The sequence below is a fragment of the Humibacter ginsengisoli genome, from assembly GCF_054780095.1.
In genome coordinates this window covers 1-12,080 of record NZ_BAAGWZ010000012.1, presented here as the reverse complement: position 1 = coordinate 12,080, position 12,080 = coordinate 1, and the positions used below count along the sequence as shown (strand labels likewise).

The window sequence follows — 12,080 nt, the reverse complement described above, 5'->3', positions numbered from 1 at the left end:
ACACCGATCTGTCCGTAGAACCGCCCATGAAGGAGACACCCATGCCACTCGTCCGTATCGACATGCACGCGAGCCTCGCCGACAAGCAGAAAGCGATCAGCGCCGCGGTGCACGACGGCCTCGTGAACGGCCTGCCCATGCCGGCCGATGACCTGTTCCAGATCTTCCGACTGCATCAAGCCGGCGAACTCGTGTTCACGACGACGTTCCCGGATGCCGCGCGCACAGACATCCTCTATATCCAGATCCTGCTCGCGAACATCTACCAGCCCGACGACAAGCAGCGCATGTACGACGCCGTCGTGGGCAACCTGGTCGAAGCTGGGGTCAAGCCGGACAACATCTTGATCGCTCTCACGGAGAACGCCGGGTCCGACTGGTTCGCGCCATCGAAGGACTGGACGCCCGTGCCGGCCGAGGCGACGGCATGAGCAGCCGCGCCGATTTTCCGGCGGACTTCGCGTGGGGAACCGCGACCGCCGCGTACCAGGTCGAGGGCGCCGCGGGTGAGGGCGGACGCACGCCCAGCATCTGGGACACGTTCGCGTGTGTGCCTGGCGCGATCGCCGACGGCACCACGGGAGACGTCGCCGACGACCACTATCACCGGTTTCTCGAGGATGTCGACGTGATGGCCGCGATGGGCGTCAACTCCTACCGGTTCTCGATCTCGTGGTCGCGGTTGCTCCCGAACGGCGGAGACGCGGTAAACCAGAAAGGAGTCGCGTTCTATCGGACCCTGGCGAGTGCCCTGCTCGAACGCGGCATCCGTCCGTACGCCACGCTGTACCACTGGGACCTGCCCCAGGAGCTGGAGGATGCCGGAGGCTGGCTGGTCCCCGAGACCGCAGAGGCCTTCGCCCGCTACGCCCGTATTGCGGTCCGCGAGCTTGGCGACCTCGTGCACGACTGGATCACGCTCAACGAACCGTGGTGCTCAGCATTCCTCGGCTACGCCTCCGGTGTACACGCCCCAGGAAAACGGGTGGGCTCGGCCGCGGCGCACGCCGTGCACCATCTGCTCCTCGGGCACGGCAAGGCGGTCGCCGCAATCAGGGAGGTGAGCCCCGATGCATCCGTCGGCATCACGCTCAACCTCTATTCGGTCCGCCCTGCTTCCAAGCGGGACGTCGACGTCGACGCGGCACGTCGCATCGATGGTCTGCAGAACCGGCTCTTTCTGGAGCCGGTGCTCGCAGGCCGCTATCCGGCCGATGTTCTCGACGATCTGCGCGAGAGGAGCTGGTTCGAGAGCAGGCCGGCAGCAGACGCCGAGACGATCGCGGCGCCGATCGATTTTCTCGGAATCAACTACTACAGCCGTCACACCGCGTTCGCCGGCGACGCCGCCGTAGGCGCGAGCGCGAACCCGGGCAGCGAGTTCGTGCGGTTCGTCGACACAGGTGCGCCGCGAACCCAGATGGGCTGGGAGATCCATCCCGATGGACTGCTCGACGTGCTGGAGCAGGCGAACGCCTATGCGCCGGACCTGCCGCTCTTCGTCACCGAGAACGGCTCCGCCTACGCCGACACCGTGGCGCCGGACGGTTCGGTCGACGACCCGGAGCGCACGGAATATCTTCGACTGCACGTGGATGCCTGCGCTGAGGCATTGCGTCGGCGCCTGCCTCTGCGCGGCTACTTCTGCTGGTCGCTGATGGACAACTGGGAATGGGCGTGGGGGCTCTCGCGGCGTTTCGGACTCGTCCACGTCGACTACGACACGCAGCGGCGAACCGTCAAGACCAGCGGTCGCTGGTTACGCGAGTTCCTCGCGGGCGCCGACCGGGCTGCTGCGTGAGCTCAGGCGCTCGAGTCAGCTGCTCAGGCGCGAAGGTGGTGTGGCGTGAGGTGGCTGTGTAGCACGACGGATGCAGCCCCTCGCGCCGCCGCGCCCGGCCCGGTCTCGCCCATCTCCACCGTCACGGGATGCACCTTGCGCATGAATGCGAGCCGATCGAGCACCTCGCGGACCACCTGAAGGTAGATCGGTCCGGCCACAGCGAACCCAGGGCCGGCGAGAGACACCCGGTCCAGGTCGAAGATGTTCGCGAGCCCGAGCACCCCTGTGCCGAGGTGCCTCGCCGCCTGCCGAACGAGGGTCTCGGCATCGACGTCTCCCGCCATCGCAGCAGCGGCGATGGTGCCGAAGGAAGCACGCACATCCTCGCCCTCCCGATCTCGAAGATCGAGACGCTCCCACAGCCCGCGATTCTCCCTGGCGTTGCGAACAACAGCGGCCGGGGTGGCCATGACCTCAAGGCATCCGCGGGATCCGCAGAAGCACTCCGGCCCATCGATGTCGATCGAGAGGTGCCCGATCTCCCCGGCGTTCGAGGATGCGCCGCGATAGACGTCGCCGTTGATCACGATCCCGCACCCGATGCCGGTTGCCATATAGATGGTTGCGAAGTCGTGGGCGGTCGACACCCGACCCGACCAGAACTCTCCCAAGGCAGCGCAGTTCGCGTCGTTCTCGAGGATCACGGGCATTCCGCTGGCCTCGTTCAGCGCAGCCTCGATGGCGAACTGCTCCCACTCGCCGGTCTGGCGAGAAGAGCGGAGGACGCCGCCGGAGGCATCTTGGCGGCCGGCGCCGGAGACGCCGATTCCGATGACGTCGTCGCGTGCTATTCCGTGCTTATCGAGGAACTTCGCGATCTCTCGTGCGACTCGTTCGATCACCGTCTGCGGCTTGCTGCGTCCGGTGCCTGCGAGTGAGTGGCTGTGCAAGGCTGCGCCGTTGATGTCGCACAGCACGATGGAGATGCGGGCGTAGTCGAGAGAAACGCCCAGTGCATAGCGGGATGATGCGTTGAGCTCGAGCAGGACAGGTCGCTTTCCGCCGGTGGACTCCGCGAAACCCGCCTCGACGACGAGGCCGCCGTCGATGAGGGTGCGCACGATCTTCGAGATCGTCGCCTCGGTGAGTCCGGAACGCTCGGAAAGCTCGATGCGGCTCACGCGGCCGCTCGATCGGATGAGGTCCAGAATGGCGCTGCGGGTGTCGGCGGATGAAGCACCCTTGAGTCGGCGAGGCATCTGTCCCCATCCACGATGAATTACTTACCTTAACGAAGTATATTCGTCGTCCGGATTCGATCCGACGCAGCTATTCCGTGGCGTGGGGTACTCAGCCGGCCGCGCCCGGATCGGGGAGCTCATCCGGATACACGATGTCGATCTCGCCATTACGTACAAAGCGTGTGACAGCCCGCTACCGCTGCCCTACCGCCGCCGCAGCCCGAAGGCGGCGCATCCAGCGAGCACCGCGACCACGGCCGTGACGACCAGGCTGATCTGCTGCCCGCGGTAGAACCCGCCGCTCACGGCTGTCAGCGCGCCGAAGACCGCGACCGCGAGCGCGCCGCCGACCTGGCGACTCGTGTTGAAGACGCCGGAGACCGTCCCTGCCTGCTGCGGCGGTGCGGACTCCAGCAGTACGGCAGTGGTGGGCGGCATGATCAGCGGACCGCCCAGACCGACGGGTACGAGCAGTAGCGCCAGTGCCCACGTCGGGGCATCCGCTGGCAGCAGCGCCAGCGCGACGGATGCCGCTGCCATCAGCGCGAGGCCGGTGACGACCGGGAGTCGCGGGCCGACGCGATCGGTGATGTGCGCCATGAACGGCGTCAGCGCGATCGGCAGGGCGAGCATGGGGAGGAAGACGATGCCGGTCGCGAGGGGTGAGAGGCCGCGATGCGTCTGCAGGTACAGGCTGAAGAGGAACGGCAGTCCGTAGAACCCGACCATGAACCCGAACCCGATCACGACGGCGCTGTCGAGCGCGCGGGAGCGGAACAGGTCGAGCGGCACCATCGGATGCCTGCCTCGCGCCTGTATGACCGCGAACGCCACAGCGGACAGGATGCCCACCGCGAACGCGATCAGCACGCCCGGCGCAAGGAATCCCAAGGTGCCCGCCTCGATGGCACCGAATGTGATGCCGCCCATCGCGAGGATCGCCGCGATCTGGCCCGCCCAGTCGTACGGCACCCGGTGACGAGGACCGGCCGGCCCCCGGCGAAACAGCACCAGGGTCAGCACGGCGACGGGGACGTTGACGAGGAAGATCCACCGCCAGCTGGCCAGGCTGAGCAGGCCGCCCAGCAGAGGTCCCGCCGCGGCAGCGACCGCTCCGCCAGTCGCCCATACCGCCACCGCGCGGGCACGAGTTCGGGCATCGTCGAACGCGTGCCGGATCAGCGCCATCGACGACGGCATCACAACGGCCGCGCCGATGCCCTGCACGAAGCGCGCGACGATCAGCACCCCAAGGTTCGGCGCGGCTCCGCACGCGATCGAGGCGACCGCGAACAACGCGACGCCGACGCCGAAGGCGCGCCCCGCACCGATCCGGTCGGTCAGCGATCCGGTGGAGAGCAGCAGTGCGGCGAACATCAGGGTGTAGCCGTCCACGACCCACTGCAGGCCGGCGATGCCGCCGCCGAGCTCCGCCCGGATCGACGGCAGGGCGACGTTGACGATCGTCGCGTCGAGCGTGATCACGAAGAACCCCAGCACGGCGGCGACCACTGTCGACACCGTGCCAGTCTGCGGGCGAGGATGCCCGGGCATCCGTCGATCTGTTGCTCTCGTGTTCGAGGTACTCATCGCTCCCCACGAAACCAGCGCTCCGAACGCCCATACAGACCGCGCCTATAGGAGCACTGGGAGGGCGCTGTTCGCCGTTCCGCCGGTTACCGTGGACTCGTGAGCGATGGCGGCGGTCCGCAGCGCGACCTGCGCGAGTTCCTGACGTCGCGTCGCGCGAGGGTCTCGCCGGAGGCGTCCGGGCTGCCGAACTGGGGCACGCGGCGGCGCGTCTCCGGTCTGCGCCGCGAGGAGGTAGCGCTGCTCGCGGGCATCAGCACTGAGTACTACACGCGCCTGGAACGCGGCCAGGTCGGCGCACTCTCGCCCGCCGTGCTGAACGGCATCGCCACCGCGCTGCAACTGGACCAGGTCGAACGCGACCACTTCACCGTGCTGATCGAGGAGGCGGCATCCGCGCGCTATCGCACTGAGGTCGCCATTCCCGATGAGGTGCCCGCGAGCATCCATCACGCGCTCGATGCCCTCACCGAGGCCGCCGCGTTCGTGCGCAACGAGCGGCTCGACGTGCTCGCGATCAACCGGCTCGGTGCATCGCTCTACGAGCCGCTCCTGCGGCGGGACGACAACCGACGCAACCTCGCCCGGTTCGTGTTCCTCGATCCGGCGTCGCACGACTTCTATCGCGATTGGGATGCGATCGGGCTCGACGCTGCGGGCACCCTACGGGCGCTGCAGAGCCGGGCTCGGTCCGACGCCCAGCTTTCGGCACTCGTCGACGAGCTGAACGAGCGCAGCGAGGAGTTCCGCGCGCACTGGCGGCGCCACGACGTGCGCTCGTACCGCAGCGGGCGCCAGCCGTTCCACCACCCGGTGGTCGGCGACCTCGAGCTGGACTACGACGCGTTCGAGTCGCCGGCAACGCCGGGCCTGGTCGTTGTGGTCTACACCGCGCCCGACGATGCGGCGCGGGAGAAACTGCTGGCAACGGCGACGTAACGCGGCGTCGTGCAACTGTCACAGGCATCCGTCGCCCGAATACATTCGATGGGTACGCCTCTCCACCGAAAGCGCCGTCGAAGTGAACCACCTGGCCACCCGTCCGATCGAACGGCTGCGCGCCGAGCGCCGCAGCATCAAGTGGCGCCGCTACGCGCCCGACGTGCTCCCGCTGTTCGTGGCCGAGATGGACTTCGAGCCGTCGAAAGCGGTGGTGGATGCCGTCTCCCGCGCGCTCGCAGCCGGGGATACGGGTTACCTGGATGGGCCGGGTCCGCTCGCGCCTGCCTTCGCTTCGTTCGCGGAACGCTCCTGGGGCTGGACCGTCGATCCAGACACCGTGCACCTGGCAACGGATGTCACGGTCGGCATCGTGGAGACGCTTCGGCTGCTCGTGCCTCCGGTCGGCGCCCGCGTCGTGCTGACGCCGCCGGTGTACGCGCCGTTCTACGAGATGGTGGGCGAGGCGAACGGGGCGGTCGTCGAGGTGCCGCTGGACGAGGCATCCGGATGGGCACTCGACCTTTCCGCCCTGGAGCGCGCCTTCGCGGATGGCGCCGACGCGATGCTGCTCTGCAACCCGCAGAACCCGACAGGTCGATGTCACAGCCGTCAGTCGCTGCAGGCGCTCGCCGAGCTCGCTGCTCGCTACGACGTGCCCATCCTTAGTGACGAGGTGCACGCGCCGTTCGCGCACACGGATGCCTCGTTCACGCCGTTCGCGCCCCTCGCCGCTGCCGCGGGCGCACGCAGCGCCACCGTCACGAGCGCCAGCAAGGCGTGGAATCTCGCCGCACTCAAATGCGCGTGGATCGTCGCGGCCGACGACCGCACGGCAGCCCTCCTGCAGCGGCTGCCGGAGGAGACCGCGGCGCGCACGAGCATCCTCGGTCTGCACGCGGGCATCGCGGCGTTCGACGACACCGAGTGGCGCGACGCGGCGATCGCCCAGGTGGTCTCCAACATCGAACTCTTCACGGCCGAGCTCGCTGTTCACGTGCCCGAGGCGCGACTCGTAACCCCGGATGCCGGTTACCTGGTCTGGCTGGACCTGCGCGACGCCGGTCTCGGCGACGACCCGGCCGCTGTGCTGCGTGAGGAGGGGCGGGTGGCGTTCAACTCTGGCCCGACGTTCGGCACCGGAGGCGCCGGGTTCGTGCGGGTGAACGTGGCGTGCGACCCGTCCACGATCGTGGAGGCGGTGCGCCGCATCGCCCGCGTGGTCGACGCGCGACGCGTCGCTGCATCCGCGAGTTGAGTACCGCTCCACTCACCGCCGGTCGACTCAACCAGCGGTAGACCCAGCCGCCGCCAGCCCGCGCTCGAGGTCGTCGATGATGTCACGCGCGCTCTCCAGCCCGATGGAAAGCCGGATAAGCCCCGGCGTGATACCGGCATCCAGCCGCTCCTGCTCGGTGAGCTTGCCGTGGATCGTCGACCCGAGGTGGATCGCCAGCGTGCGCACATCCCCGATGTGCGTCATGGGCGACACAAGCTGCAGGGCGTCGATGAAGCGGCGGGCGGCATCCCTTCCGCCGGCAAGGTCGATGCTCACGATCGAGCCCGGCCCGAGCGGCAGGTAGTGCTGCGCGAGCTCGTGATAGGGGCTGGATGCCAGCCCCGGGTAGTGCACGACGCTCACCTCGGGTCGCGCCTCGAGCCACTCCGCGACGCGCTGCGCGTTGCCGACGTGCCGCTCCATGCGCAGCGACAGCGTCTCGATGCCGGCGAGGAGCAGGAACGCGCTGGTCGGCGGCACGGTGGGCCCGTACTCGAGCACGATGACGCTGCGCAGGTACGCTCCGAATGCGGATGCCCCGAACTTCTCCACGAAAGACGGCACGCCCTCGCGCGGCGCCTCGGTCAGTTGCGGGAACCGCTCGGCGTTCGCCGCCCAGTCGAACGTGCCACCGTCGACGACCGCCCCGCCGATGACCGACCCGTGCCCGGCCAGCCACTTCGAGGTGGAGTGGATGACGACATCCGCCCCATGCTCGATCGGACGCTCCAGATACGGCGTCGGCACCGTGTTGTCGACGACGAGGGGCACCCCGCCGGCGTGGGCGATGCGCGCGAGCCGCTCGATGTCGGTGACCTGGTTCAGCGGGTTGGGCAGCGTCTCGGTGTAGATCGCCTTCGTGGTCGGACGGAAGCGGGATGCCCACTCCTCGTCGCCGGCGGCATCCGGCACATATTCCACGTCGAGGCCCTGACGCTTCAGCGTTCCGCGGAACATCTCGCGGGTGCCCTCGTACAGCGACTGCGTGACCAGGATGTGATCGCCCGCCTGGGCGAGCGCGAACAGCGCCGCGGCGATCGCGGCCTGCCCGCTGGCGACGAGGATGCCGTCGACTCCGCCCTCGAGATCGGCGATGCGTCGCCCGGCGACCGCGTTCGTCGGGTTGTCGTTGCGGGAGTAGGCGCGGCGGGTGCTCCGTCCGGCGAAGAGGTCTTCGCCGTCGTCGAAGCTCTCGAACAGGTACCCGGCCGTCTGGTAGATCGGGGTGACCCGGGCGTGGGCCTCGGCGTCGATCAGCGCTCCGGCGTGGATCTGGCGGGTCTCGAAGTCGGGGCGGCGTTCCTGCTCGGGCATGCGTACAACGGTAGGACGCGCAGGCTGCGCGGCGGGAATCGGGTGTCGGGAGGTGACGTGGCTGTGGCCGGTTCATTCGGTTGAGAGAGCGTTAGTACACCGCGCTCACGAAGGCATCGACTGCTTCCTACGACGGGCATGCAGCTGCGGGAACAAACTCACGGATGTACTTGCGCAACTCGGGGTCGACGACGTAGACGTACGTTCCGTGGATTCCGCGCGTGAGGAGGACGGCATAGATGTTCTCGATCAGCTTCAGGATGTCGTCCGCTGAGTAGGTGATCCCGAGCACCTTGTTGTTCTCTTTACCTTTGACGTCGTGATAGTTCGCCAGGTCGGCGTACAGTCGTTTGGCTTCGGGGTCGTAGCGGAGGTCGGCACCAATGATGACGCCGCAGTAATTCAGGTCGTATCCCTGAACGGTGTGGATCGAACCAACCTCGTCGATGGAGGTAGGCGAGTTGATCCAGTCGCGAACTGTCTTGTTCCAGCGCAGCTTGAGGCCGTCGAGCTCGATGTCGAATGCTGAAGGATCCTTCTTGCTTCGCCACGGCCAGGCATAACCCGCAACCAAGCGCGACAATCCTTCCTCGGCGTTGCGCCTCCGAATTGCGGATTCGAGTGCACCGAGGTCATCAAAGAACCTGAAATCGTATGGTTCGAAGTTCTTTGGCGCCGGCGGATGCTCGCTCAGCATGTCCCGAATGTAGGAGACGAAGTCGTCGCCGGTCTTTAATCGCATTTGTGACGTCAGGGGATACCAACGGTGTCGCTCTTGCGCATCGGTGACCAGACGACGGGTCAGTGTCCGTGGCAGATCCGCAGGCCTGACCGTCTGCGCGGCGTCGAGCAGAAGAATCTGATGGTCACTTTGTTTCCGGATCCAGTCGAGCTGCGTCAATCCGAGGTCGTTGTCGCCAAAGAGGCGTTGATTGATTTCGGTGAACTTCTTGTTGAGCGGCCCTGCGGATTGGTTTGCGCGCTGCGTGAGCCGGTGGGTCTCGTCGACGATCAGCAGATGGAACCGTGTCTCGCTCGAGCCCACTTCGAAGGGGCTCAGAACCATCTTCTTCGTAAGGCCCGAAGTCTTTGCGAACACGTCGGCGACGGATTGTCGCAGTGATCCCTGCGGGATCACGAGTCCCACGTTGAGGTCGGCCAGTAGTTCCGCGTTCTCGGGAACGAAGAGCTCGGAGAACATGGAATCCGTCTCGACCGGTTCTTCGGGCAAGGTAGATCTGATGTCCATCAACAGCTTGATCAAGTAGATGCCGAGGACGGTCTTGCCGGTACCGGGCTCGCCCTGGACGACGATCGTGCTTGTCGCACCGACGCTCAGGTCGTGGAACAATCCGTCGAGGATATCCTCGACCGCAATCGCTTGGTCACGAGTCAGTGCCTTGAACGGCGACAGTTTGAAGAGGTCCCGGTTCTCGATTTCTCGAATGCTTCGTGTGAACACTCCTTCGGCGAGAAGTTCGTCGAAGATCTGTGAGAACGTCTTGCGGTAGTCGCTGCGCCGGAAGTAGTCCGCGTCGGTAATGCCGGCATTTCCGTTCAGGACCTCGAAGCGTCCGTCTCCAGCGAGGAGACCAATGAGGTAGGACTCGAGGTCGAGGGCTGCAGATTTGTTGAACTCGTCGTCAAGGATGACGCGGAGCCTGCGCAGGCGGTTCTTCGAAGGAGTGTCCAGGTGCTGTCGCATCCGCTGGGTTACGTTGAGGGACTCGCCTACGTAGATCCCCTTATCGTCATCGAGCATGTACACGACGGGCCAGTTGATGAAGCGAGGTCCTCGTCCAGGGAGCGCTTTGACCGACACGTCATCGAACGGCAGCCGCTCGATGCTAAAGCTGGTCATATTTCGTGCTGCGCCCACGGGCCTTCTCAATCGGATACTTCGACCTTGTGCGTACCAGCTTCTCCAGGATCAGGTCTTCCGGGTCCGCTCCGAGCTTGTCGGCAAGGAAGAAGCAGTACGTCAGCACGTCTGCTAGCTCGTCGCGCGCGCGATCATCATCGGCGGCGCCATCCCATTGGTAGCACTCCAAAAGCTCGCCAGCTTCAATCGCTACGCTCTTCGCCAGATTCTCCGCACTGTGGAATTGTGCCCATTCACGCTCACGCACGAAATCACGTAAGGCCCGGATCGTAGACCCATCAGTCACCTGGCCACCGTAGCAACGGTAGAGGCCCTACAGGACGCTAAAGCGAGAGGTGTCGGTCATGAAGAGCGCGGTTCGCGGGGCTCGCATCGGTACCGACTAGGTAGGGCCGACAGCCGTTTCGCGTTCGCCTAGGTGTTCGCGGCAAAACGCAGTGCGCTCGCCGTATAGCTCGCCGATTCCGATCGTGAGGTCTGAAGTTGCCAACGGAGTCCGCCGGGAGTTGTAATGACGACTTCGCCGTAATTGACGATGGGGAGTACCGGGTTGTTCGCAAAACGCCGGTCCGGTCCTCCGCCTTTGTTGACATATTGCCATGTCGTCCCAACCTGCTTCGTGTCCTGCAGTATGCGACCGGTCGATTCGATGAAGCGGGTAGTTGTGTCCGAGACCTCGAGCTCATCGTAGGCGACGTCGACGTAATTCCGGTTCTCGCGCACGAGTATCCGGTCCGGTAGGAAGAGCAGGGTTGTTCGCCCTGCAGTCCACGTTGGTACCTGCACATTGGTGACGAGCTCGCTGGGGGCTTTCGAGCCGATCGCGACTGGCTCGCGCCTCACGAGAGACGATGCGCCAGCGTTGACTTTGTGTTGGTAGCCGGCCCGTACCTGTCCGGACTGCGTGATCCTCCACTTGCCGGCAGCAGTGCTGAGTTGTGCGCTTGCGTCCACGACGGCCTGGAACTGGGCTGCTGCGGTGTCGTTCACGTCATAGAAGACGACGACTGATCGACGAGCTCGGTCGCGAAGTGCCAACCACCAGACGCCAGGAATGGCAAGCGCCCAGAGGGCGAACCCCCACGGCATGATGCGAGCACCCCCGACGAGAGCGGCTAGCGCAACCCAAATCGCAACAGGCCGCCGGCTCGATGCTTCCCGCAGCTGCTCAACCAGGTCGTCGGAGGCGGTGGGTGCCAGATCCTGCACCGTTGCGCCTGTCACATCTTCCATCAGCACCTCGGAGCCGAGTACGGGTGGCATATCGGCTCGTGGATCGCCTGTACGAGCACGCGCTCCGGTCGGCCTAGAGCCGAGACTGGCGCGGTAGTAGACCCCGTGAGCGCCAACGTTGACGTAATTTCCACGCGGACCAGAACCCGCGCGAAACCCGGGCACTCCAGCGCTTACGCCCACGCCGGACTTGCTCAGATTGAATCGGAAAGGCCCCGCTTTGAGACTTTTACGGACATAGAAGCCCAACAGATCACCTCGCTCGCCCTGGTAGTGACACGCAAAGGAGGCTCAAGTCGGTGGCGTGCACTACGACGCACTGGCGCCGAGCTGCTCCGCTCAGAGCCATTCGGCAACGCCGCCGTGAGACGAGCAGGTCCCGCGTCGTGACTGGCTGAAGCTGTAGGTACCGTCCACGCACTTGGCCGTCGCACCGCTGGGCGCTGTCGCCGAGGCTTCCGGCCTGCAAACTGTGTTTCCGGCACTATTGACGTACGTTCCATTGGTGCACGTCGGCGCCACAGGAGCGGGGGCGACGTATGTTCCAATGGTGGTCACCTGCGTCACGGGCGGGGTGGTGACAACGTCGCTTTGGAGTACCCGGTCGGTCTCTACGCCGTCGGTGTACGTGACGAGGTAGGTCTTCGTCTCAGTCCCATTGACCCCTGCAGTGGTAATTGAGGACGTGCCCTGTGCCAGGGTTGCGTCTTCAACGGTGGTCGACTGGAAAGGGACCGCTTGGGTCTCGCTGTCGCGCGTCAGACTTTGTGGCAGGGCTGTTAGTTGAGTCCTGAACGGAGAGTCCGATATGGGAAGACC

The 12,080-nt window shown here is 65.7% G+C and carries 11 protein-coding genes and 1 pseudogene; 4 read left to right on the top strand and 8 right to left on the bottom strand.

Features of this window, described 5'->3' with window-relative positions:
- Positions 1-41: 41 nt before the first annotated feature.
- Both ACYVI5_RS17095 and ACYVI5_RS17090 read left to right on the top strand, forming a co-directional pair.
- Entirely contained in the window at positions 42-431 is a 390-nt protein-coding gene (locus ACYVI5_RS17095; protein ID WP_460536627.1) for a tautomerase family protein, read from the top strand.
- Complete coding sequence (locus tag ACYVI5_RS17090; RefSeq protein WP_460581301.1) at positions 428-1,801, top strand: glycoside hydrolase family 1 protein; 1,374 nt, start codon at positions 428-430, stop codon at positions 1,799-1,801. Before ACYVI5_RS17095 ends, ACYVI5_RS17090 begins: the two co-directional genes overlap by 4 nt.
- 23 nt (positions 1,802-1,824) lie before the next feature.
- Here ACYVI5_RS17090 and ACYVI5_RS17085 read toward each other — a convergent pair whose 3' ends face one another.
- Both ACYVI5_RS17085 and ACYVI5_RS17080 read right to left on the bottom strand, forming a co-directional pair.
- Positions 1,825-3,042: an ROK family transcriptional regulator gene (locus ACYVI5_RS17085; RefSeq protein WP_460581300.1), complete on the bottom strand. Its 1,218-nt coding sequence runs from the start codon at positions 3,040-3,042 to the stop codon at positions 1,825-1,827.
- Positions 3,043-3,228: 186 nt separating this feature from the next.
- Positions 3,229-4,545 carry an MFS transporter gene (locus ACYVI5_RS17080; protein ID WP_460581299.1) on the bottom strand — a complete coding sequence of 439 codons (1,317 nt, stop codon included), beginning with the start codon at positions 4,543-4,545 and terminating at the stop codon, positions 3,229-3,231.
- 168 nt (positions 4,546-4,713) lie between these two features.
- On the opposite strand from ACYVI5_RS17080, the gene ACYVI5_RS17075 reads away from it, so the two are divergent.
- Together ACYVI5_RS17075 and ACYVI5_RS17070 are read left to right on the top strand one after the other, a co-directional pair.
- Complete coding sequence (locus tag ACYVI5_RS17075) at positions 4,714-5,553, top strand: helix-turn-helix transcriptional regulator (protein WP_460581298.1); 840 nt, start codon at positions 4,714-4,716, stop codon at positions 5,551-5,553.
- An 82-nt stretch (positions 5,554-5,635) separates the two neighbouring features.
- Positions 5,636-6,811: a MalY/PatB family protein gene (locus tag ACYVI5_RS17070; protein WP_460581297.1), complete on the top strand. Its 1,176-nt coding sequence runs from the start codon at positions 5,636-5,638 to the stop codon at positions 6,809-6,811.
- A gap of 27 nt (positions 6,812-6,838) precedes the next feature.
- On the opposite strand, the gene ACYVI5_RS17065 is transcribed toward ACYVI5_RS17070, so the two are convergent.
- The 6 genes and pseudogenes from ACYVI5_RS17065 to ACYVI5_RS17040 all read right to left on the bottom strand — a co-directional run bounded on the left by ACYVI5_RS17065 (position 6,839) and on the right by ACYVI5_RS17040 (position 12,023).
- Complete coding sequence (locus ACYVI5_RS17065; RefSeq protein WP_460581296.1) at positions 6,839-8,146, bottom strand: O-acetylhomoserine aminocarboxypropyltransferase/cysteine synthase family protein; 1,308 nt, start codon at positions 8,144-8,146, stop codon at positions 6,839-6,841.
- 127 nt (positions 8,147-8,273) lie between these two features.
- Positions 8,274-10,025: a DNA/RNA helicase domain-containing protein gene (locus tag ACYVI5_RS17060; RefSeq protein ID WP_460581295.1), complete on the bottom strand. Its 1,752-nt coding sequence runs from the start codon at positions 10,023-10,025 to the stop codon at positions 8,274-8,276.
- Positions 9,994-10,314: a nucleotide pyrophosphohydrolase gene (locus tag ACYVI5_RS17055; protein WP_460581294.1), complete on the bottom strand. Its 321-nt coding sequence runs from the start codon at positions 10,312-10,314 to the stop codon at positions 9,994-9,996. Before ACYVI5_RS17055 ends, ACYVI5_RS17060 begins: the two co-directional genes overlap by 32 nt.
- Before the next feature lie 128 nt (positions 10,315-10,442).
- Positions 10,443-11,291: a hypothetical protein gene (locus tag ACYVI5_RS17050; protein ID WP_460581596.1), complete on the bottom strand. Its 849-nt coding sequence runs from the start codon at positions 11,289-11,291 to the stop codon at positions 10,443-10,445.
- A 72-nt stretch (positions 11,292-11,363) separates the two neighbouring features.
- A pseudogene (locus ACYVI5_RS17045) lies at positions 11,364-11,510 on the bottom strand (DUF4236 domain-containing protein); the annotation flags it as partial.
- A 90-nt stretch (positions 11,511-11,600) separates the two neighbouring features.
- Positions 11,601-12,023, bottom strand: a complete 423-nt coding sequence (locus ACYVI5_RS17040; protein ID WP_460581583.1) for a DUF3761 domain-containing protein — start codon at positions 12,021-12,023, stop codon at positions 11,601-11,603.
- Between the last annotated feature and the right edge of the window lie 57 nt (positions 12,024-12,080).

Coding starts and splice junctions, on each gene's coding strand:
- ACYVI5_RS17095 (WP_460536627.1), top strand. CDS start 42: ATGCCACTCGTCCGTATCGACATGCACGCGAGCCTCGCCGACAAGCAG.
- ACYVI5_RS17090 (WP_460581301.1), top strand. CDS start 428: ATGAGCAGCCGCGCCGATTTTCCGGCGGACTTCGCGTGGGGAACCGCG.
- ACYVI5_RS17085 (WP_460581300.1), bottom strand. CDS start 3,042: ATGCCTCGCCGACTCAAGGGTGCTTCATCCGCCGACACCCGCAGCGCC.
- ACYVI5_RS17065 (WP_460581296.1), bottom strand. CDS start 8,146: ATGCCCGAGCAGGAACGCCGCCCCGACTTCGAGACCCGCCAGATCCAC.
- ACYVI5_RS17050 (WP_460581596.1), bottom strand. CDS start 11,291: ATGCCACCCGTACTCGGCTCCGAGGTGCTGATGGAAGATGTGACAGGC.